The following is a 22,479-nucleotide window of genomic DNA, read 5'->3' as shown; positions in this document are numbered from 1 at the left end:
GGACGTGGTCGCGGTCGCTCTCCACCATGTCGCGCACCAGGTCGTCGAAGCTGTGCCGGGGCTCCCAGCCGAGCTTCGCCTTCGCCCGGCTCGGGTCGCCTTCCAGGTGGTTGACCTCGGTCGGGCGGAAATATCGCGGGTCGACCTCCACCACCGTGCGCCCGGTCTTGGGATCGATGCCGACCTCGGCCGCGCCCGCGCCCTCCCAGGCGATCTCGATGCCGGTGTGGGCGAACGCCCGCTCGACGAAGGCGCGCACCGTGTACGCGGTGCCGGTGGCGAGCACGTAGTCGCCCGGCTGGTCCTGCTGCAGCACCCGCCACATCCCCTCGACGTAGTCGCGGGCATGGCCCCAGTCGCGCTTGGCGTCCAGGTTGCCGAGGTAGAGCTTGTCCTGGAAGCCCGCCTCGATCGCCGCCACCGCGCGGGTGATCTTGCGGGTGACGAAGGTCTCCCCGCGGGTCGGCCCCTCGTGGTTGAACAGCACGCCGTTGGAGGCGTGCATCCCATAGGCCTCGCGGTAGTTCACCGTGATCCAGTAGGCGTACAGCTTGGCCGCGGCATAGGGGCTGCGCGGCTGGAACGGGGTGTCCTCGTTCTGCGGCGGCGCGGCGTTGCCGTACAGCTCGCTGGTCGAGGCCTGGTAGAAGCGGGTCTTCTCCAGGCCCAGGATCCGGATCGCCTCCAGCAGGCGCAGCGTGCCCAGCGCGTCGGAGTTGGCGGTGTATTCCGGCGTCTCGAACGACACCTGGACGTGGCTCTGGGCGGCTAGGTTGTAGATCTCGTCCGGCTGCACTTCCTGGACGATCCGGATCAGGTTGGTGGCGTCCGTCAGGTCGCCGTAGTGCAGGATGAAGCGCAGGTCGCGCTCGTGCGGGTCCTGGTAGAGGTGCTCCACCCGGCCGGTGTTGAACGACGACGCGCGGCGCTTGATGCCGTGGACGACGTAGCCCTTGGCCAACAACAGCTCGGCCAGGTAGCCGCCGTCCTGGCCGGTCGCCCCGGTGATCAGTGCGGTCTTCACAGCGATACGGTTCCCTCGTTGATCCCCCGCGGTCGATCCCGCGGCGGGCCGGTCACGGGCGCCGGCGGCGGGCGGGATCGGGATCCGCACACCGCCTCGGGCGCCGCCTACAAAGCGCCCGTGCGGCTGTAAAGCAACATGGTTAACAGATCGCAAGCACCCGGGATATTTTGACGCGACGCTCTTACTTTCTGGGCGACAGCAGCATCGGCGCGTAGGTCGCGGCGAATCCGCCGAACGCCACGGCCCAGGCGAGCGCGGCGGCGCTCAGCAGCGGCAGGTACAGCGCCGGCAGCAGCGGCGCCGCCAGCCGGCAGGCGACCGCCAGGGTCAGGGCGGCGAACAGCAGCAGGGTGGGCACGTCCGCCGTCAGCGGCCGCCCGGTGTGACCGCGGCTGGCGCGCGTCATCACCGCCAGCACCATCGTGCCCATCGCGCCCGCGGTCAGCGCGTGCAGCGCGCTGGTGCCGATCAGGCCGGGCTGCAGCGTCTGCACGCCCAGCAGCAGGAAGCCGGCGGCCAGCCAGGCGTAGCCGAGGTGCAGGACCAGGATCAGCGGCTCCCGCCGGGCCAGCCAGCCGCGCCAGCGGCTCAGCCGCACGGCGTTGAGCGCGCCGGCCAAGAGCGCCAGCACGCCGGCGAGGGCGGAGTCCGGCGCCCCGGCCCAGCCAGCGACGGCGGCCACGGTCACCAGCGCCACCGCGCTGTCGAAGCGCGCCCACGTCGCCGGCAGCCGCGTCTCCCCGGCTTGCTTCAGCCAGTTGCGGGTGAACGCGGGCACGATCCGCCCGCCGATCAGCACGATCAGCAGCGCGAAGCCGCCCACGCCCAGCCGGTTGCCCAGCCCGGTGTCGAGACCCGCGATCGGGCCCAGGTGGACCAGCAGGTTCGCCGTGGCGACCGCGGCGATCCCGGCGACCACGAACAGGTTGCGCCAGTTCCGCGCCGCCACGACCTCGCGCAGCACCAGCCCGGCGAGGACGACGAAGAAGCCGACGTCGACCACCGCCGCCGGGACCGCCCCGATCGCGCCGGACGTCAGGCACGCCGCCCGCCCGGCCAGCCACAGCAGCGCCAGCCCGCCCAGCGGCAGGCCGCGCAGCGCCGGCCGGCCGGTCCAGTTCGGCACCGCCGTGGTCAGGAACCCCGCGAGCGCCGCGCCCAGGAAGCCGAACAGCATGGCGTGGGCGTGCCAGGCCGCCGGCGTGAACGCGGTCGGGATCTGCAGCCCGTGGCCCAGCACGGCGCCCCACAGCAGCACCGCGAAGGCCGCCCACAGCCCGGCGCCCAGGAAAAACGGCCGGAACCCGAGGTCGAGGAGAGGCAGCGTCGGGGCGGGAGCTGCGGTCGTGCCGGTCTGCATCATGGGGCGGGTCCTTATGTGTCTCGGGTCGGGTCGCGGCTGTCGACGACGCGGTACCGCTACGAGCATCCCAAGCCCGCGGGCGCGCCCGCCGCAAGCGCGGTGTCAGGACCCGGCGCGCGTGCCGTCGGGCCAGTTTTCGCGGCGGGCCTGGAAGGCGGCGGCGAGCAGGTCGGCGTCGGCCTGGGTCAGGCGCACGCGCAGCAGCGGGACCAGGACGGACGCCTCCAACGACACCATCTGACGCAGGTGCAGCGCCAGGGTGCGCGCGGGGTCGAGCAGGTAGCGCGGCAGGCTGCGCGCGGTCCCCGGCTCGGGGAGCAGCGCGACCAGCGCCTCCGCGTTCGCCTGGACGGCGTCGTAGGTCGCGTGCAGCGCGGCCTGCAGCCGGTCGGCGTCGTCCTCCGGCGCGGCGCGGCGGACCATCAGCGGCAGCACGTTGGCCCGCCGGTCTTGCAGGATCGCCAGCAGGCGGGCGGAAAGGTAGGCGCGGATCGACGGCAGGCGGGGATCGCGCGCATCGGTCAGCGCGTCCAGCGCCTCGGTCAGCGCGCGCAGGCTGTCGATCTGCGCCTTGATGAAGATCAGCGGCCGGTCGGTTAGGGCGACGCTCGGCGCCGGCAGCACGTCGCCGGTCCGGCCGGCGCCGCCGGCGCCGGGCTTACCCGCAAGCGCAGGCATGCCCGCCTTCCTGCCGCAGGCGGCGCTTGAGCATCAGGTTGAGGCAGGTGCCGGCCCCGCAGTCGCCGTCACGCAGGCGGCCGATCAGCTGCGCCCACTCCTCCTCGCTGGCGTGGTCGAGGAAGGCCGCGACGGATTCCTGCAGGTACTGGCTCAGCCGCTCGCCGCGCGCCCCGGCGGCCGCGCTGGCGCGGGCCAGGGTAACGAGGTCGATGTCCTCGCCCAGCAGGGTGACCGGATCGGGTTCGCGTTGCAGGTTCTGCAGCACGGTGCCCAGGTTCATCGCGCCCTCCCCTATTGCACCAGCGGCGAGTTGGCGGCGGCCATCTGCAGCCCCTCGATCCGCGCCTTGCCGGCCAGGATCGAGATGTACTGCGCCACCGCGCGGTTCCAGGACTGCTGCTGCAGGTAGTCGGCGATGCGCGCGTGCACCGCCTCGAACGGCAGCTGCCGGCCATCCTCCCGGGCGTCCAGGCGCAGCACGTGGACGCCGTAGCGGGTCTCCACCGGCACCGGGCAGAGCTGGCCCGGCGCCAGCTGGTCCATGAAGCTCTCCAGCTCAGGCGCGGTCTGGCCGCGGGTTACCTGGCCCAGCCGGCCGCCCTCGTTGGCTGACGGGCAGGCGGAGCGTTCGTAGGCCAGCTCGGCGAACGCGTTCGGGTGCTCCTGCAGGGTCGCGATCGCCGCCTGCGCCTTCTCGCGCGCCGCGGCCCGCGCGGCTTCGTCGTCGGGCGGGGCGGGGAACAGGATGTGCGCGGCTTCGTAGACGCTCGGGCTCTGGAAGCGCTTCTTGTTGTTCTCGTAGTAGCGCCGGCAGGCGGCCTCGTCGGCCGTCGGCGTTTCGACCTGGTCGGCCAGCAGCTGGCGGATCAGGCTGTCCTCGTCGGTCTCGCGCTTGCCCTCGCCCAGCACTTGCGGATCGGGCGCGTAGCCGAGGTTGCGCGCTTCCTGCAGCAGCAGCTCGCGGATCACCAGCGCCTGGGCCGCCGCCTCGCGCGCCTGGAACATCGACTGGCCGGCGTGGTTCTGGGTTTCCTGCGCGATCGCCTGTTCGGGGATCTCGGCGTCGTTGACTCGGATCGCGGTCATCTCGGCGGTCTCCTTCCACGGGCCGGTGACGGGCGGCGCCGCCGCGCGGCCCCGCCGGCACGCGGCCCGGCCTAGACGGGCTTGCGGCCGTTGCCGTTGCGGGTGCGCACGATCTGGTAGCCGCGCCGGCCGAGGTACCAGACCGGTGCCGACCAGACGTGCACCAGACGGGTGAATGGGAACACCAGGAAGGTCGTGAGCCCTAAGAACAGGTGCAGCTTGAAGATCCAGTGCGCCCCGGCGACGTGCGCCGCCGCGTTCGGCTGAAAGGTCCAGATGCCCTGCGCCCAGGCCATGAAGTTCAGCATCATGTGCCCGTCCAGATGGCCGAGCGAGATCGGGATGGTCGCCATGCCCAGGACCAGCTGGACGTACAGCAGGATCAGCACCGCGTTGTCGTTCACCGAGCTGTTGGCGCGGATCCGCGGGTCGCCCAGGCGGCGGTGCAGCAGCAGGGTGGCCCCGACCAGGGCGGCCACCCCGGCGATCCCGCCGATCACGATCGCCATGACCTGCTTGAAGCCGTGGCCGATGCCGATCGCGTCGAACACCGCGATCGGGGTCAGCAGACCGACCAGGTGACCGAAGAAGATCACCAAGACGCCGAGGTGGAACAGGTTGGAGCCCAGGCGCAGCTGCTTGCGCCGCAGCAGCTGGCTGGAGCCGCTGCGCCAGGTGAACTGCTCCCGGTCGAACCGGATCAGGCTGCCCAGGAAGAACACCGCCAGGCAGATATACGGGTAGTACCCGAAGACAAGCGTGTTGAGATAGTCGCCCATGGCTCGAGGTCCTTACCGCCGGGGGTTAGCCGTTGGTGCCGGTCTGGCGGCTGCCGTCGCCGCCCTGCCCGGCCTGCGCGTGCGCCTGGCCGGCGGCTTGGCGGGCCTGGCCGGCGGCGATCCGTTCGGCGATCTGCTTGATCCGGCCGCAGGAGTTGCCGCCGGTCCCGGGCGCGTCGGGGCCGAAGGTGACCGGGCTCTCTTCCCAGTCCTTGTCCAACTGCGCGGGGTCGTTGGGGTCGTCGTCGCCGTGCGCCAGCAGCTGCTCCAGCTCGTCCTTGTCGAGCTGCTCCGGACACATCGCCTCCAGCACGGTGAACACCCCGGCGTAGCTCTCGCCGCGCCGGCGCAAACGCTCGCCCACCGCGGACACGACGTGGATCGGCTGGGCCAGGCGCTGGCGCGCTTCCGTCGGCTCAAGCACCGACAGGTACTCCAGGTAGAGCGGCAGGAAGTCCGGCAGCTCCGCGCTGTCCAGCTCCAGGCCGACGTCCTCGTACATGCTCTTCAACTCGACCATCGCCGAGCCGCGGTCGCGGGACTCGCCGTGGACGTGCTCGAACAGGTAGAGCGAGCGCGCGCGCGAGCGGTCGAACAGCTCGACGTAGCGCTCCTGCAGGTCGAGCAGGTCCCAAGCGGCGATCTCGCGCAGCAGCGGGTCCAGCTTGCGCTGCATCCGGCCGTCCAGCAGGCCCTCCTCGCGGATCGCGGCCTGCAGGTCGCCCGCCTGCACGGCTTGCTGCAGGTCGGCCGACGGATAGGTCAGCAGCGACGCCAGCGCCTTGTAGGTGTACATCACTCGACCTCCATCGGGTTCTTCGCCTTGGCCTTTTTCGCCAGGCCGAACAGGTTGGGCTCGCTGTCGCCGCCGGAGCAGCCGTTGCCGAACGAGAAGCCGCAGGAGCCGCGCAGGTTGTAGGCGTCCTCCGCGTGCTCCCGGTGGGTGGTCGGGATGACGAAGCGGTCCTCGTAGTTCGCGATCGCCATGATCCGGTACATCTCCTCGATCTCGTTCCCGGACAGACCGACCTTCTCGGCGACCGACTCGTCGATCACGCCGTCCACCGTCTTCGAGCGCATGTACTGGCGCATCGCCATCATCCGCTCGAGCGCGCTGACCACCGGCGCCTCCTCGCCGGCCGTGAGCAGGTTGGCGAGGTATTTGACCGGGATGCGTAGCTGGGAGACGTCCGGCATGCCGCCTTCCAGGTCGATCTTGCCGCTTTCCGCGGCCGACTGGATCGGCGAGAGCGGCGGGCAGTACCAGACCATCGGCAGCGTCCGGTACTCCGGGTGCAGCGGGAAGGCGACCTTCCAGTCCATCGCCATCTTCCAGACCGGCGAGTTCTTGGCCGCCTCCAGCCAGCTCTCGGAGATTCCGTCCTTGCGCGCCTGCGCCTGCACGTCCGGGTCGAACGGATCGCAGAACACCTCCAGCTGGGCCTGGTAGAGGTCCTGCTCGTCGGCGACGCTCGCCGCCTCTTCGATCTTGTCGGCGTCGTACAGGATCACGCCCAGATAGCGGATCCGCCCGACGCAGGTCTCCGAACACACGGTCGGCAGGCCGGCCTCGATCCGCGGGAAGCAGAAGGTGCACTTCTCCGACTTGCCGGTGGACCAGTTGTAGTAAATCTTCTTATACGGGCAGCCGGAGACGCACATCCGCCAGCCGCGGCACTTGTCCTGGTCGATCAGGACGACGCCGTCCTCCGCGCGCTTGTAGATCGCCCCTGACGGGCACGCCGCCACGCAGGTCGGGTTCAGGCAGTGCTCGCACAGCCGGGGGAGGTACATCATGAAGGTGTTCTCGAACTCGCCGTAGATCTCCTTCTCGACCTCGGCGAAGTTGTAGTCCTTGGAGCGTTTCGAGAACTCGCCGCCCAGGATCTCCTCCCAGTTCGGCCCCCACTCGACCTTGCTCATGCGCTCGCCGGAGATCAGCGAGCGCGGCCGCGCGGTCGGCGGGTGCTGCATGTCCGGGGCGGTGTGCAGGTGCTCGTAATCGAAGGTGAACGGCTCGTAGTAGTCGTCGATCTCCGGCAGGTCGGGGTTGGCGAAGATCTTCGAGAGCATCCGCCACTTGCCGCCCATCTTGGGCTCGATCTGGCCATTGGCCTTGCGCCGCCAGCCGCCGTTCCACCGGCCCTGGTTCTCCCAGTCCTTGGGGTAGCCGACACCGGGCTTGGTCTCAACATTGTTGAACCAGGCGTACTCCATGCCCTCGCGGCTGGTCCAAACGTTCTTGCAGGTCACCGAGCAGGTGTGACACCCGATGCACTTGTCGAGATTCAGCACCATGCCGATCTGAGCGCGGATCTTCATTTGAGCTCTCCTTGCCGCTGGCGCGGTCTCACTCGGCGGCCTGGGTCTGGTCTTGGGACTGGTGCAGCGTCGGGCTCTCGGGGTCCTCGAGCCAGTCGACCTTGGCCATCTTGCGCACGACGATGAACTCGTCGCGGTTGGCGCCCACCGTGCCGTAGTAGTTGAAGCCGTAGCTGAACTGGGCGTAGCCGCCGATCATGTGGGTCGGCTTGGTCACCGCCCGGGTGACCGAGTTATGGATGCCCCCGCGGGTGCCGGTGATCTCCGAGCCGGGGACGTTCACGATCTTCTCCTGGGCGTGGTACATCAGCGCCATGCCGTCCTTGACCCGTTGGGAAACGACGGCCCGGGCGGTCAGCGCGCCGTTGGCGTTGAACGCCTCGATCCAGTCGTTGTCCTCGATCCCGGCCTTCTTGGCGTCGCGCTCGGAGATCCAGACGATCGGGCCGCCGCGCGACAGGGTCAGCATCAAGAGATTGTCGGTGTAGGTGCTGTGGATGCCCCACTTCTGGTGCGGGGTGATGAAGTTGAGGGCGATGTGCGGGTTGCCGTTCTGGCTCTCCGCGCCCTGCAGATACGGGTGCAGCGTCTTGGTATCGATCGGCGGCTTGTAGACGCACAGCTGTTCGCCGAACGCCCGCATCCAAGGGTGGTCCTGGTAAAGCTGCTGCCGGCCGGTCAGGGTGCGCCAGGGGATCAGCTCGTGCACGTTGGTGTAGCCGGCGTTGTAGCTGACGTGCTCGCTCTCCAGCCCGGACCAGATCGGCGAGGAGACGATCTTGCGCGGCTGGGCCTGGATGTCGCGGAAGCGGATCTTGTCCTCTGCCCGCGAGTTGGCGAGATGGGTGTGCTCGCGCCCGGTCTGCTTGCCGAGCGAGTCCCACGCCTTGACCGCGACCTTGCCGTTGGTCTCGGGCGCGAGGCCCAGGATCACCTCGCAGGCGTCGATGTCGCTGTCGATCTTCGGCATGCCCTGGGTCGGGCCGTCGTCGCGCACCGTGCCGTTCAGCTGGCGCAGGAAGTCGACCTCGTGCTCGGTGTTCCAGGCGATGCCCTTGCCGGCGTTGCCGGCGCTTTCCATCAGCGGGCCCAGCGCCGTGAAGCGCTTGTAGACGTTGGGGTAGTCGCGCTCGATCACCTTGATCATGGGCATGGTCTTGCCCGGCGCGGCCTCGACCTCGCCCTTCTTCCACTCCGAGACACCGAACGGCTGGGCGAGCTCGCCCGGGCTGTCGTGCTGCATCGGGGTCAGGACGACGTCCTTCTCCTTGCCCAGCACCTCGGGCGCGATCTCGGAGAACTTCTTGGCGATCGACTTGTAGATGCCCCAGTCGGTGCGCGACTCCCAGACGGGATCGACGGCCGTCGACAGCGGGTGGATGAACGGGTGCATGTCGGAGGTGTTGAGGTCGTTCTTCTCGTACCAGGTGGCCGTCGGCAGCACGACGTCGGAGTAGAGCGCCGTGGTCGACATCCGGAAGTCGAGCGTGACCAGGAGGTCCAGCTTGCCCTCCGGCGCCTTGTCGTGCCAGGCGACCTCGGCCGGCTTCTGGCCGCCCTCTTCGCCCAGGTCCTTGCCCTGGACGCCGTGCTTGGTGCCCAAGAGGTGCTTCAGGAAGTACTCGTGGCCCTTGCCGGACGAGCCCAGCAGGTTGGAGCGCCAGACGAACAGGTTGCGCGGCCAGTTCTCGGGCGCGTCCGGGTCCTCGCAGGCGAACGCGAGATCGCCCGACTTCAGCTGCTCCACGGTGTAGTCGACAGGGTCCCGGCCGGCCGCCTCGGCGTCCTTGGCGACGTCGAGCGGGTTGCGGTTCAGCTGCGGGGCCGAGGGCAGCCAACCCATCCGCTCGGCGCGGACGTTGTAGTCGATCAGGCTCTGCGAGACCCAGTCGCCCTCCGGCGCGGTCGGGGACAGGATGTCGGAGACCGACAGCCGCTCGTAACGCCACTGGTCGGTGTGGGCATACCAGTAGCTGGTCGAGTTCATGTGCCGCGGCGGCCGCGCCCAGTCGAGCGCGAAGGCGAGGTTGGTCCAGCCGGTCTGCGGGCGCAGCTTTTCCTGGCCGACGTAGTGCGACCAGCCGCCGCCGCTTTGCCCCACGCATCCGCACATCACCAGCATGTTGATGATCGAGCGGTAGATCATGTCCATGTGGTACCAGTGGTTCAGACCGGCCCCGAGGATCACCATCGACTTGCCGTTGGTCTTCTCGGCGTTGCCGGCGAACGCGCGCGCGACCGAGATCACGCGGTCCCACGGCACCCCGGTGATCCGCTCCTGCCAGGCCGGGGTGTAGGGCACGTCGGCGTCGTAGTCGCTGGCGACGTGTTCGCCGCCCAGGCCCTGGTCGACGCCGTAGTTGGCGACGAACAGGTCGTGCACGGTGGCGACCAGCGCCTGGCTGCCGTCGGCCAGGGTGACCCGCTTGGCCGGGACGTTGCGGATCAGCTTGTCCGGGTGGTCGGTGCCGGTGAAGTAGTCGTGATGCTGGTTGCCGAAGTACGGGAAGGCGACCGGCACGGCCTCGTCGTGGCTGTCGGTCAGCGACAGGCGCAGCCTCACGTCGTTGCCGTCGGCGTCCTTCTCCTCCAGGTTCCACTTGCCCTGGTCGCCCCAGCGAAAGCCGATCGACCCGCGCGGCGCCACCAACTCGCCGCTGGTCTCGTCGATCGCGACCGTCTTCCAGTCGGCCTGCGCGCTCTGCCCGAACGCGCCCGGAAAGTCGCTGGCGCGCAGCAGCCGGCCGGAGACGTGGCCGTCTTCGCGCGCGTCCAGGCGCACCAGCATCGGGAAATCGCTGTACTGCCGGACGTAGTCGCGGAAGTATTCCGCCTGCCGGTCGACGTGGAACTCCTTCAGGATGACGTGGCCGATCGCCATGCCGAGCGCGGCGTCCGTGCCCTGCTTGGGCGACAGCCACAGGTCGGCGAACTTCGACGCTTCGGAATAGTCCGGCGAGACCACGACGCTCTTGGCGCCCTTGTAGCGGACCTCGGTGTAGAAGTGGGCGTCCGGGGTCCGGGTCTGGGGCACGTTGGAGCCCCAGATCATCAGGAAGCTGGAGTTGTACCAGTCCGCGCTCTCCGGCACGTCGGTCTGCTCGCCCCAGGTCTGCGGCGAGGAGGGCGGCAGGTCGCAGTACCAGTCGTAGAACGACATGCAGGTCCCGCCGAGCAGCGACAGGTAGCGCGTGCCGGCGGCGTAGGAGACCATCGACATCGCCGGGATCGGCGAGAAGCCGGCGATCCGGTCGGGGCCGTGGCGCTTCACCGTGTACGCGTTGGCGGCGGCGACGATCTCCGTCACCTCGTCCCAGCCGGCGCGCACGAACCCGCCCAGGCCGCGCCGCTCGACGTAGCTCTGGCGCTTGGCGTCGTCGTCCTGGATCGACTGCCAGGCGGCGACCGGAGCGAGCGTCTTGCGCGCCTCCCGCCACTGCCGCAGCAGGGCCTTGCGCACCATCGGGTACTTCAGGCGGTTGCCGGAATAGATGTACCAGGAGTAGCTGGCGCCGCGGGAGCAGCCGCGCGGCTCGTGGTTGGGCATGTCCGGGCGGGTGCGCGGATAGTCGGTCTGCTGGGTCTCCCAGGTGACGATCCCGCCCTTGACGTGGATCTTCCAGCTGCACGAGCCGGTGCAGTTCACCCCGTGGGTCGAGCGCACCACCTTGTCGTGCTGCCAGCGCGACCGGTAGCCCTCCTCCCAGTCGCGGCTCTCGGACGTGGTGATGCCGTGACCGTCGGAAAATTCGCCGACGTTTTTCTTGAAGAAGGTCAGGCGGTCGAGGAAGTGGCTCATCGCAGGTCTCCCAGGCCCGAAACGCGGGCCGTGTCTCACTGTGTTCGACCTGGAAACTGCCGGCTAACCGAACCGCACCCCCTGACTCAGATCAATCGAACCGGAGAGAAAATCCGATCCGAGCCGGTTTTGATCTAGTCATGAAAGCGCACTTACTTATGCCACGAACCGCCTTGATTTAATCGGCAAGCGCACGTGACGTATGTCACACATGAAGCCCCGCCAGTTGCGCGGGCTGCCGCTTCCGGCCGACCCCGCGGCCGGGCGTTAACGGGGCCCGCCGCCGAACAGCGACGCGCCGGGCAGCGGCATTTCCTCCGGCTCCCGGGTCGGCGCCCGCACGACGACCTTGTCGCTGAGCTCGCCGTCGCCGACCTCGACGGGCACCGCGTCGGTGTCGACGGCCAGACGACCGATGACATCCGTATCGGCCACGCTCAGGTAGCGGTCGGCGCGGTCCAAGGCGGAAACAAGGCCGTCGCGGATGTCCGCCGCGGTCCACGCATCAGGCATGCCCGCCACACTGGCGAACTCCTCATCCGCGACCGAGAGTCCGCGCCGGCGGATCTCGTCGACGATCGTCTGCGGCGACAGATGGGGCGGCTTTCCGGCGGCCGCCATTACCAGCGGACCAAGCGGACACATGTTCCGGGCGATGAGGACCAGATCGACGAAGTCGCGCGCCTTGGTACGGGTCGACGCGGCAAGGACCTTGTTCACCGCCAGGTCCGCCTGGTGCAGCCGGACGCCCCAGGCCGGGTCGCGCACCAGTGGGAAATAACGCCAACGCGTCTCGCTCATCCACTGGATCAGGGTGGACTGCCCGTCGTCGCTGACGGTTGCCTCCACCAGGCCGTAGATCTTTATGTCGGCGGTTACCCGGAAACCGGCGTTACGGAGCGTATCGATGTCGAGGTCCGCCGTTTCTGCCACGGATTCGTCGGTGTCCTGGAAGACATCGATATCGTCCGAGCGGCGCGGCCAATCCCGATTCAAGACGACGCCGCCGGCGAAGTAGCTCGTCTCAGAGCGGTTCGGCGCCAATGTCCGCATGACCTTGGTCTGGAGCGGACTCAACACCATCCAACGCCTCCGCTTGTTTGACGAGCTTGCGCCCGAGCTTGAATCCGCCGAGGCCGCCCTTATCCATCAACGCCCGGCCGACCACCCGGGCCCGTTGCTGCGCAGTCGGCAGCCGGTCCGGGTCGATGTTGTCCAGCACCCGCACGCCGTAGCGTGCGATCGCATCGCGGCACATCGCCTCCAGTTCGTCCTCGGCCGCGCGGCGGCGGTCGCGCAGCTGGCGTGCGTAGGCCCGGACGCGTTCCCGGTCTGACGGCGGCACCAAAACCTCGACGCGCACATAGTCGGCGCCGCGCCCCTGCGTGCGGTATTTCCGAATGCGATCCTGCACCGGCATGACGGGGACCTGGGCCTGGTTTCGTCTGTGTTCGCCTTATCTAGATAGAGCGTATCCCGGATACGCGCAAGCACGGCCGCCCCATCGCCGCATCGCCATGGGGCGGCCGCCGGACCAGGCCCTCGCAGGGCGTCTTGCGTACAGGCATCAGCACCGGATCTCGGCGTTGCGCCGGGTGTAGTAGAACCAGGTCAGGCCGGCGCACAGCAGATAGAACGCGATGAAGACGTAGAGCGCGGCTTCCGCCCCGCCGGTGAACGCGATCGAGGAGCCGTAGGACTTCGGGATGACGAACGCGCCGTAGGCCGCGATCGCGCTGGTGAACCCGATGGTGGCGGCGCTCTCCTTCTCCGCCTGGCGGGTCTGTTCGGCCTCGGACAGGTGCGGCATCAGCCGGGGCACCTCCTTGCGGTAGATCACCGGGATCATCTGGAAGGTGCTGGCGTTGCCCACGCCGGTGGCGAAGAACAGCACCATGAACATGGCGAAGAAGCCCCAGAACGCGCCCGGCTGTTCCCGGATGCCGAGGAAGAACAGGATGCCGGCGACCGCCAGGATCATGGTGGCGAAGGTCGCGAGCGTCACCCGGCCGCCGCCGAACTTGTCGGAGATCCAGCCCGTCGCCGCCCGGCTGAGCGCGCCCACCAGCGGCCCGAGGAAGACGTACTGCAGCGCGCCCGCGTCCGGGAACTGGTTGGTCGCGAGCAGCGGGAAGCCCGCCGAATAGCCGATGAACGAGCCGAACGTGCCGGTGTAGAGCACGCACATGATCCAGTTGTGCTTGCGCCTGAAGATCACCGACTGTTCGCGGAACGAGGCGCGGGCGCTGGCGATGTCGTTCATTCCGAACCAGGCGGCGAGCGTGCCGACGACCAGGAACGGGACCCAGATGAAGCCCGCGTTCTGCAGCCAGATCCGGCCGCCCTCGGACAGGGTCTGCGGCGCGCCGCCCAGGCTGCCGAACACGCCCATCGTGATCACGATCGGGACGAGGAACTGCATCACCGACACCCCGGCGTTGCCGAGCCCGGCGTTGAGCGCGAGCGCGTTGCCCTTGGCCTTGCGCGGGAAGAAGAACGAGATGTTCGCCATCGAGGAGGCAAAGTTGCCGCCGCCCAGACCGCACAGGAACGCCAGCAGCAGGAACACCTCGTAGGGCGTGCCCGGCGACTGCACCGCGAAACCGATGCCCAGCGCCGGCACCAGCAGCGACGCGGTGGACAGGGCGGTCCAGCGCCGGCCGCCGAAGATCGGCACCATGAAGGAGTAGAAGATCCGCAGCGTGGCGCCCGACAGGCCCGGCAGGGAGGCCAGCCAGAACAGCTGGTTGGTGGTGTAGTCGAAGCCGATCTGCGGCAGCTTGGCGACCACGACCGACCAGACCAGCCAGACCGCGAAGGCGAGCAGCAGGCAGGGGATCGAGATCCACAGGTTGCGCTGGGCGATCCGGTAACCCTGCTGCGCCCAGAACGTCTCTTCGTCGGGCCGCCAGTCGTGCAGGACCTTGCCGGCGTTGAGTTTGCTGGCGGCGGAGGCTTGGCTGGACATCTGTTTCGTTCCTTGAGCGATGCGGAAACGCGCGTGGATCGCGGGCCGGTGCCGGCGGCGCCAACCGGGGCGCCGCCGGGTGTCGGCGAGCGCGGGTTAGCTGGACCGTTGCCGGGTGGCGCGCGCCGACTGGACGCTGCCGCCCGCGGCCCGCGCGCCGGAGGCGACGTGACGCGCCTTGACCGGGCGGTCCGGCAGGTCGGACAACTGCGTCTCGCGGGCCAGCTGCGGGTACTTACGCCGCTCCATCAGGCGGATCGCGACGTGCATCCAGATCAGGCTGATCAGCACGATCACGAACATCAGCATAAAGCTGGTCTGCCACACGCCGGTCAGGTCGAGCAGGACACCGAAGGCGATCGGCAGGACGAAGCCGCCCAGGCCGCCGATCATGCCCACGAGCCCGCCGACCGAGCCGACGTGGTCCGGGTAGTACACCGGGATGTGCTTGTAGACCGCGGCCTTGCCGAGCGACATCACGAAGCCGAGCACCACCGCCAGCGTGACGAACAGCCACAGCGGGATCGCCAGCGTGAAGCTGATCGGCCCGTTCTTGCCCTGCACCACGTAGTCGGTCGCCGGGTAGCTCATGACGAACAGGCAGATCAGCGAGACGATGAAGGTGAGGTACATCACGAAGCGGGCGCCGAACCGGTCGGACAGCCAGCCGCCCAGTGCCCGGAACACCGAGGCCGGCAGGGAATACATCGCCGCCAGGGTGCCCGCCGTGGCGAGCGAGACATCGTAGGCGCCGGTGTAGAAGTTCGGCAGGTAGGAGGCGAGCGCCACGAACGCGCCGAAGACGAAGAAGTAGTAGGTGGCGAAGCGCCAGACCTGGATGTTGCGAAGCGGCTCCAGCTGGGTCAGGACCGAGGCCGGCTTCGCGCCGCTGTGGCGCCGGGCGGCGGTGCTCGGGTCCTCCTTCGAGAACACGAAGAACAGCACCGCCATGCCGGCCAGGATCGCGGCGTAAACCTGCGCCGTCTGCTCCCAGCCGAGCGCCAGCACCAGGAACGGCGCGGCGAAGTTGGTCACGGCCGCGCCGGCGTTGCCCGCGCCGAAGATGCCGAGCGCGGTGCCCTGCTTCTCCTTCTCGAACCACTGCGAGGTGTAGGCGATGCCGACGATGAACGAACCGCCGGCCAGCCCGACGCCGAGCGCGGCCAGCAGAAAAATCTCGTAGGTGGTGACCATCGACAGCAGAAAGCAGGCGACCGCCGTGGTCAGCATCTGCAGCGTGAACACCAGGCGCCCGCCGAACTGCTCGGTCCACACGCCCAGGAAGATCCGGCTGATCGAGCCGGTCAGCACCGGTGTCGCGACCAACAGGCCGAACTGCGTCTCGCTCAGCCCGAGGTCCTGTTTGATCTTCACGCCGATGATCGAAAAAATCGTCCACACCGCGAAACACACGGTGAAGGACAGCGTACTGAGGCCGAGCGCGCGGTACTGCTGACCGCGTGTCACCCCGCTCAGGTCTTTCATGGCCGTCTCCCGTCTGACTACGGGTCCGCACGCTTGCGGACCCACGCACACGCCCGAAACGGGTCGCGCCCCGCCGGGTCGTTGATGCCGGACCCTGCGCCGGGGCGCGCGACGGTCACTTGATTCACCTCAAGCAGCCCTGCTATCTGACTTTACTTGGCGATACTTTTGATTATCACCCGGGCCGCAAGTAACACGCAGCACGATGCCGATTGACACACCCCACGACACCAATTGACATGGATCACAGTCGGCACGACGCTGCGGCGACCGGTGCCGCGGTGGGATAAAGCATGATTCGCGACGACGATATCGCCGCCTTGCGCGGCCTGGCGCCCTTCTCGGAGATGGCCGAGGAGAACCTGCAGGCGCTGGTGCAGGCGAGCTACCTGCAGCGCTTCCCGGCCTCGACCCAGCTGATCGAGGAGGGCGACCGGGCGGACATGCTGCACATCCTGCTCGACGGGGTGGTCGAGCTCTACGGCAGCTTCAAGGACCGGGAGAGCACACTGATCATCATGCATCCGGTGCGCGCCTTCATCCTGGCGGCGATCGTGCAGGACCTGCCCTACCTGATGTCCGCGCGCACCGTCTCGCCGGCGCGCGTGCTGATGATCCCCGCCCCGGTCGCCCATCGGCTGCTGCGCGAAGACAGCGCGTTCAACGACGCCATGCTGCGCGCGCTGGCCGAGGAGTTCCGCCGCGTGCTGAAGGCGCTGAAGTCGCACAAGCTGCGCGACGGCACGGAGCGGATCGCCGCCTACTTCCTGGAATTGCGGCACAACAACCAGAACGCCGACGTCGTTTGCCTGCCGGCCGACAGGAAGACGATCGCGACCTACCTCGGCATGACCCGGGAGAACCTGTCGCGCAGCCTGCAGACGGTGCGCGAGCACGGCGCGGCCGTACGCGGCAACGAGGTCCACTTCCGCGATGTCGAGAAGCTGCGGGCGCTGGCCCGCACGTCCCGGCTGATCGACGACGTCGACCCGGACCCCGAGCGGCCCTGACGTTGGCCCAAGCCACGCCGGTCCGCCCCACCGCCAGAAAGAAGGACCCAGCTTTCATGACCGACGACAAGCTCCCCAACGCCGCCCAGCAGATCGCAAAGCACAGTCCGGAGGTCTGGCAGGCCTACGAACAGCTCGGCAAGGCGGTCGCCGACGCCGGCCCGCTCGACCCGCGCACCATCCACCTCGTCAAGATCGCCGCCGCGATCGCCCAGCGTTCGGAAGGCGCCACCCATTCCCACGTCCGCCGCGCGCTGGACGCCGGCGTGAGCGCCGCGGAAATCCGCCACGTCAGCCTCCTGCTCGCCCCGACCGCCGGCTTCCCGCAGGCCGTCGCCGGGCGCACCTGGATCGAGGACGTGCTGCGCGAGCAGGGCGCATAGCCGGCGTGGGAGCTAAGGCCCGGCGCCCCTACCCTGCGTTCCGAACGGGGCAGCCCGGATAGACCCGCCGCGTTCCCGCTTGCGGCGGTAAAAAGTTGGTGCTGTTGTTGATCGCCTGGCCCGCCGCGCGCGATATCTGCCGTTGGCCGAGCGCGGGCGGCCGCCCGCGTCCCGATGCGCCGTTCCACCACCGGACCATACGCCCCGCATGTCGACCCGCGCCAAAATCCATCCCGTCATCCTCTCCGGCGGCTCGGGCACCCGGCTTTGGCCGGTCTCGCGCCAGCTCTACCCCAAGCAGCTGCTGCCGCTGATCGGCGACAACAGCATGCTGGCCGACACCGCGCTCCGGGTCGGCGACCCGACACGCTTCGCCGCGCCGACGGTGATCTGCAACGAGGAGCACCGCTTCCTGGCCGCCGAGGAGCTGCGGGCCGCCGGCCAGGACTCCGGTTCCGCCGCCGCACGCATCGTGCTGGAGCCGGTCGGGCGCAACACCGCGCCCGCCGCCGCCGCCGCGGCCGTGCAGCTGGCCGCGCGGGACCCCGACGCGCTGATGCTGCTGCTGCCGAGCGACCACGCGATCGCGGATGGCGAGGCGTTCCTGGGCGCGGTCGACCGGGCCGCGGAAGCCGCCGCCGCCGGCTGGCTGGTCACCTTCGGCATGACCCCGACCCGGGCGGAAACCGGCTACGGCTACATCCGCCAGGGCGCGCCGCTGGACGGGCTGAGCGGCTGCCACCAGGTCGCGCAGTTCGTCGAGAAGCCGGACCAGGCGACGGCGGAACGCTACCTCGCCGACGGCGGCTACGCCTGGAACTCCGGGATGTTCCTGCTGCCCGTGCGCACCCTGCTGGCCGAGCTGGAGCGCCTGCAGCCGGAGCTGCTGGCCGCCGCCCGCCGCGCGGTCGACCTGGCGCGCGCGGACCTCGATTTCCTGCGCCTGGACGCCGCGGCGTTCGCGGCCGCGCCGTCGATCTCGATCGACAACGCGGTGATGGAGCCCACCGACCGCGCCGCGGTGGTGCCGGCAGAGATCGGCTGGAGCGACGTCGGCTCCTGGGCGAGCCTGTGGGAGATCGCGGCCAAGGACGCGCACGGCAACGCGCTCAGCGGCGACGTGGTCGCGCAGGACGCGCGCAACTGCCTGCTGCGCAGCGAGGACCACCTGCTGGCGGCGATCGGCGTCGAGGACCTCGTGGTGGTGGTGCAGGACGACGCCGTCCTGGTGGTGCCGCGCGACCGGGCGCAGGACGTCGGCGCGTTCGCCAAGCGCCTGCGCGCCGACGACCGGCCCGAGGCCGACCTGCATAGCCAGGTCTACCGCCCGTGGGGCAGCTATCAGGGCATCGACCTCGGCACCCGCTTCCAGGTCAAGCGCCTGACCGTCTCCCCCGGCAGCCGGCTGTCGCTGCAGAGCCACAAGCACCGCGCGGAGCACTGGGTGGTGGTCGAAGGCGTCGCCGAGGTCACCTGCGACGACAAGGTGTTCCACCTCTACCCCGACCAGTCGACCTACATTCCGCTGGGCGCCGTCCACCGCCTCGCCAACCCGGGCAGAGAGCCGCTGCACGTGATCGAGGTGCAGTCCGGCGACTACCTCGGGGAAGACGACATCCAACGCTACGAGGACGTCTACGGTCGGTCGTGATCGTTCTTCGGATCCGACGGCCAAGGCCGTGTGTGCAAGACACCGCGCGGACAGCGCACCGTCGCCGTTCGGCGACCTGTCGCCGGCGGCTTTGATCTCGATAGCGCGTCTGCACCGCACCTGACCTGTCTCGGCACGACAACGGTCGAACGCGCCCAAACCAGGGCGGCGCGCTCCCGGGCCGAGTGCCCTGGGACCGATACTCGATGCGCGTGACGATGCCTTGCTCGGCCTATACCCGAACGAGCCGAACGACCGGCTTGTGACACCCGAGCGGGCTTCCCGAGCGGATGCGCGTGACGGGACCGCCGATCGCCGGACGATGGCCGGGCGCGCTTCGCAGTAGGCGCGCTTCGAAGCGAAGTTGGCCCGCTAGGCCGGTACGACAGCATTTCCCGCCCGGCATATCGGCGTGCTAGGTTGCCGCACCCTTCAGCCCGCGTGCCTGGAGGCGTGCACGGCCGCTCATCGCCCGCCCCCGTGCGAACAGACTGCGACCGGGGATGCGGAGAGAGCAATCCGGGGCGGCGAATTCGCGGCGGGGAGACGACGTCCGGACATGCGGCATCGCTGGCTTCCAACACTCATCGGCGTGGCGGCGCTGTGCATCGTCATCGCCTTAAGGGTCGCCGATCCTGTGCCGGTCACGCAGGTCCGCAACTGGGTCTTCGACGGCTACCAACGGATCGAACCGCGCACCTACCAGCCGGCCGGCGTACGCGTCGTCGATATCGACGAAACCGCGCTGAAGACGTACGGCCAGTGGCCGTGGCCGCGGACGATCGTCGCCAGCCTGATCGAGCGCCTCGACAAACTCGGCGCCGCGGCGATCGTGTTCGACATGGTGTTCGCCGAACCGGACCGGACGGCGCCGGAGAATTTGCTGACCGCCTGGAAGGGCCACGGCCTGACCCAGCCGATCCGGGAAGCCTTGCAGGGCCTGCCGGACCCGGACAGCGTGTTGGCCCGGGCGATCGCGTCCGCCCCGACGGTGACCGGGTTCGTGCCGCGCACCGCCGAACAAATGACCGGAACCACTCTGAGTTCGCGAAAGCCGCCCCGGCCGGCCGGGTTCGCCTACTCCGGCGACAATCCCGCCCAGCTGCTGCCACGGTTCAGCGGGGCCACCACCAACCTGCCGTCGATCGCCGACGCGGCGACCGGCAACGGCAGCTTCGGGCTGGTGTCCGATCTGGACAACGTGGTGCGCCATGTCCCGCTCGCGCAGACGATCGACGGCAAGGTCTACCCCAGCCTGGCGGCCGAAGCGCTGCGTGTGGCGCAGGGGGCCCGCACACACATCATCAAGACCAGCACGGGCAGCGGCGAGCGTTACTTCGGCGGCGACCTCGGCGTCACCGCCATGAAAATCGGCCGGATCGAGGTGCCAACCACCGCGAAAGGCCGTTTGGTCCTGTACGACACCGGCCCGGTTGCCGCGCGCAGCATCTCCGCGGCACGGGTCCTGGGCGGCCCGCTCGACAACACGCTGCGTCAGCAGGTCCAAGGGCAGATCGTTCTGATCGGGACCTCCGCCCCCGGCCTGGGCGACATCCGCGCGACCCCACTGGATCCGGCCGCAGCCGGTGTGACCGTGCAGGCGCAGGCGTTGGAGCAGATGATCCTGGGCGCGCATCTGCGTCGCCCAGACTGGGCGAATGGCGCGGAGACGCTCGCGCTGCTCGTCGTCGGCGGCGCGCTGATCCTGCTCCTGCCCGGCCTTGGGGCTGTCTGGTGCGCCGTGCTGGGAGCCGTGGCGGTCGGCGGCGGCATGGCGGGATCCTGGTTCGCTTTCACCGAAGCGCGGCTGCTGCTGGATCCCGTGTTTCCGGCGCTCGCCGGGTTCGCCGTCTACCTGCCGATGAGCAGCGTGCTGTTCTTCCAGACCGAGCGGCAGAAACGCTTCGTGCGCTCGGCGTTCGCCCGCTATCTCTCGCCCGCCCTGGTCGAGCGGCTCGCGGCGCGGCCGAACGAGCTCAAGCTGGGCGGCGAAAATCGGGAACTGACGCTGCTGTTCAGCGACATCCGGGGGTTCACCGGGGTCGCGGAGACGATGACGCCGGATCAACTGACCAACTTCATGAACGCCTTCCTGACGCCGATGACAGACGAGGTGCTGGCCCGCTACGGCTTCGTCGACAAGTACATGGGCGATGCCATCATGGCGTTCTGGAACGCGCCGGTCCATGTCGACGGCCACCCCCTCGAAGCGGCCCGAACTGCGCTCGGGATGCGGCGACGCCTCGTCGATCTGAACCGGACCTGGGAGGCCGAATACGCGGCGAGCGGCCGCGAGTTTCCGGGCATCGCTGTCGGCATCGGGCTACACACCGGTGTCGCCTGCGTGGGCAATATGGGCTCGGAGCAGCGCTTCGACTATTCGGCGCTGGGCGATAACGTGAACCTCGCCTCGCGGTTTGAAGGCCAGTGCAAGACCTACGGGGTCGACAACGTCGTAAGTGGCGAGACACTAGCGAGCTGCGGCGACGAAATCGCCGCCCTGGAGATCGATCTGGTCCGGGTAAAAGGCCGCCGGGAACCCGCGCGCATCTTCACGCTGGTCGCCGAACGGGAGGCTCTCCGGAACACCGGTTTCGATGCCTTCGGCGCCGACCACGCGGCGATGCTCGAGGCCTACCGGGCGCAGGACTGGGACCGCGCCGACGCCGCCGCGCTGCGCTGCCAGGACGCGCTGCAGGCCGCGCCCGGGTGGCTGCCATCCGGATGTACGCTGGCGCCGATCTACGCGCTGTATCGCACGCGAATCGCCGCCCTGCGCGCCGACCCGCCCGTGGCGGACTGGGACGCGGTGTTCGACGCCCAGACGAAATGAGCCGAGAATTGGGAAACCGGATGGACGACATCGAGAACGCGCCCGTGATCACCACGGTGATCCGGGCGTACAACCGGGCGGCCACGATCGACCGCGCGATCCAGTCGGCGCTGGCGCAAACGCTGGACGGCCAGCCGATCGTCGTCGTCGACGACGCATCGACCGACGAGACGCCGGAGAAAGTCCGCGCGTACGGCGACCGGATCCGGTTGATCGTGCACGACGACAACCGCGGTCCGAGCGCCGCCGGCAACACCGGCCTGGCGGCGGTGGAGACGCCGTTCGTCGGGTTCCTGGACAGTGACGACGCCTGGCACCCGGAGTTCCTCGAACGCATGACGGCGGCCCTGCAGGCCGATCCGACCAAGGTTTTCGCGTATTGCAGCTACCGTCTGGTCTACGAGCACGCCGGCATAGATTTTCCCGTCGACACGCCCGCCGCCCCCGCTGGTCCTGGCGATGTCCTTAAGTCGATCCGTGCCGTCACAAGCGCAACCGCCGCTGTCACAGCGGCCGTTCGCCGGGTTGGCGGATTCCAGGAAACACTTTGGTATAACGAGGACCAGGATCTGCAAATCCGCTGCGCATTCCGCTACCCAAACGGATTTGTCCGGATACCGGAATATCTGATGGAATACCATATTAGAGGCAGCAACTTAACCGATAACCATGATTATAATATATTTTCTATTTTGCACACTCTTGATAAATATTTGAAGCATCCTGGGGTGCGGAAACATAGTCTTTCCGGAACGCGGCTCAAAAGCCTTTACCTATTCCAAATGACGGGACGAAAGTTCGTACGCTCTCAGGTCAACAAGACGCCGACCCGCTCAGTAGGCCTCGTCATCCTCAATGGTGATTTCCCGGCCGAGGTCCGCGCCGCCCTCGCGGCCCACGATCTCGCGCCGGAAGCGCTGACCCTGGAGATCACCGAAAGCGTCTTCGAACGGCGCTCCGAGCGACTTTTATGTTGCCGAGTAGCCGCGGTAGGCCGGAAACCGCGGCAGGGGGAGAGGTGAGCCAGGCAAGCGGCTAGGGTCCGAACACCGAACCCGATGCGGAGATATGGCCCCTCTCCCCAAGGCGCGG

The 22,479-nt window shown here is 68.8% G+C and carries 18 protein-coding genes; 5 read left to right on the top strand and 13 right to left on the bottom strand.

What is annotated here, in order from left to right; translation table 11 throughout:
- The 13 genes from gmd to CKO28_RS18685 all read right to left on the bottom strand — a co-directional run.
- Positions 1–1,030, bottom strand: a 1,030-nt coding sequence (gene gmd / locus CKO28_RS18745) for a GDP-mannose 4,6-dehydratase (protein ID WP_338050190.1), incomplete at its 3' end; no start/stop codon positions are given.
- Between the two features lie 178 nt (positions 1,031–1,208).
- The gene (locus CKO28_RS18740) at positions 1,209–2,390 is read right to left on the bottom strand and encodes an NnrS family protein (RefSeq protein WP_242480661.1); all 1,182 of its coding nucleotides are present in this window, start codon (positions 2,388–2,390) and stop codon (positions 1,209–1,211) included.
- Positions 2,391–2,492: 102 nt separating this feature from the next.
- Positions 2,493–3,068 carry a hypothetical protein gene (locus CKO28_RS18735; protein ID WP_200342340.1) on the bottom strand — a complete coding sequence of 192 codons (576 nt, stop codon included), beginning with the start codon at positions 3,066–3,068 and terminating at the stop codon, positions 2,493–2,495.
- Positions 3,049–3,351: a hypothetical protein gene (locus CKO28_RS18730; protein WP_200342339.1), complete on the bottom strand. Its 303-nt coding sequence runs from the start codon at positions 3,349–3,351 to the stop codon at positions 3,049–3,051. The genes CKO28_RS18735 and CKO28_RS18730 overlap by 20 nt, the downstream gene beginning before the upstream one ends.
- An 11-nt stretch (positions 3,352–3,362) precedes the next feature.
- On the bottom strand, positions 3,363–4,157 hold the full coding sequence (locus tag CKO28_RS18725; protein WP_200342338.1) for a peptidylprolyl isomerase: 795 nt from the start codon (positions 4,155–4,157) through the stop codon (positions 3,363–3,365).
- A gap of 71 nt (positions 4,158–4,228) precedes the next feature.
- Positions 4,229–4,936 carry a respiratory nitrate reductase subunit gamma gene (gene narI / locus CKO28_RS18720; protein WP_200342337.1) on the bottom strand — a complete coding sequence of 236 codons (708 nt, stop codon included), beginning with the start codon at positions 4,934–4,936 and terminating at the stop codon, positions 4,229–4,231.
- 25 nt (positions 4,937–4,961) lie between these two features.
- Positions 4,962–5,732: a nitrate reductase molybdenum cofactor assembly chaperone gene (narJ, locus tag CKO28_RS18715; protein ID WP_200342336.1), complete on the bottom strand. Its 771-nt coding sequence runs from the start codon at positions 5,730–5,732 to the stop codon at positions 4,962–4,964.
- Complete coding sequence (gene narH, locus CKO28_RS18710; protein ID WP_200342335.1) at positions 5,732–7,258, bottom strand: nitrate reductase subunit beta; 1,527 nt, start codon at positions 7,256–7,258, stop codon at positions 5,732–5,734. Before narH ends, narJ begins: the two co-directional genes overlap by 1 nt.
- Before the next feature lie 28 nt (positions 7,259–7,286).
- Entirely contained in the window at positions 7,287–11,057 is a 3,771-nt protein-coding gene (locus tag CKO28_RS18705) for a nitrate reductase subunit alpha (RefSeq protein WP_200342334.1), read from the bottom strand.
- Between the two features lie 267 nt (positions 11,058–11,324).
- Positions 11,325–12,140 carry a hypothetical protein gene (locus CKO28_RS18700; RefSeq protein ID WP_200342333.1) on the bottom strand — a complete coding sequence of 272 codons (816 nt, stop codon included), beginning with the start codon at positions 12,138–12,140 and terminating at the stop codon, positions 11,325–11,327.
- Entirely contained in the window at positions 12,082–12,477 is a 396-nt protein-coding gene (locus CKO28_RS18695; RefSeq protein ID WP_200342332.1) for a hypothetical protein, read from the bottom strand. The genes CKO28_RS18700 and CKO28_RS18695 overlap by 59 nt, the downstream gene beginning before the upstream one ends.
- Positions 12,478–12,624: 147 nt before the next feature.
- Positions 12,625–14,025, bottom strand: coding sequence for a NarK family nitrate/nitrite MFS transporter (locus CKO28_RS18690; protein ID WP_200342331.1), 1,401 nt, complete (start codon positions 14,023–14,025; stop codon positions 12,625–12,627).
- Between the two features lie 96 nt (positions 14,026–14,121).
- Positions 14,122–15,510: an MFS transporter gene (locus CKO28_RS18685; protein ID WP_200342330.1), complete on the bottom strand. Its 1,389-nt coding sequence runs from the start codon at positions 15,508–15,510 to the stop codon at positions 14,122–14,124.
- 293 nt (positions 15,511–15,803) lie between these two features.
- On the opposite strand from CKO28_RS18685, the gene CKO28_RS18680 reads away from it, so the two are divergent.
- From CKO28_RS18680 to CKO28_RS18660, 5 genes are all read left to right on the top strand, one after another.
- On the top strand, positions 15,804–16,520 hold the full coding sequence (locus CKO28_RS18680) for a helix-turn-helix domain-containing protein (RefSeq protein ID WP_200342329.1): 717 nt from the start codon (positions 15,804–15,806) through the stop codon (positions 16,518–16,520).
- Positions 16,521–16,576: 56 nt separating this feature from the next.
- Positions 16,577–16,903, top strand: a complete 327-nt coding sequence (locus CKO28_RS18675; protein ID WP_200342328.1) for a carboxymuconolactone decarboxylase family protein — start codon at positions 16,577–16,579, stop codon at positions 16,901–16,903.
- A gap of 208 nt (positions 16,904–17,111) precedes the next feature.
- Positions 17,112–18,554 (top strand): mannose-1-phosphate guanylyltransferase/mannose-6-phosphate isomerase, encoded by a 1,443-nt coding sequence (locus CKO28_RS18670; RefSeq protein ID WP_200342327.1) that lies wholly within the window; start codon positions 17,112–17,114, stop codon positions 18,552–18,554.
- A gap of 559 nt (positions 18,555–19,113) precedes the next feature.
- Complete coding sequence (locus CKO28_RS18665) at positions 19,114–21,387, top strand: CHASE2 domain-containing protein (RefSeq protein WP_200342326.1); 2,274 nt, start codon at positions 19,114–19,116, stop codon at positions 21,385–21,387.
- Between the two features lie 20 nt (positions 21,388–21,407).
- Positions 21,408–22,409, top strand: coding sequence for a glycosyltransferase family 2 protein (locus CKO28_RS18660; protein WP_200342325.1), 1,002 nt, complete (start codon positions 21,408–21,410; stop codon positions 22,407–22,409).
- Positions 22,410–22,479 lie beyond the last annotated feature (70 nt).

This window comes from Rhodovibrio sodomensis, from assembly GCF_016583645.1.
In the GTDB taxonomy this organism is placed as follows: Bacteria; Pseudomonadota; Alphaproteobacteria; order Kiloniellales; family Rhodovibrionaceae; genus Rhodovibrio; species Rhodovibrio sodomensis.
The sequence above is the reverse complement of the archived record's forward strand: the minus strand, read 5'-3'. Positions and strand labels throughout refer to the sequence as shown.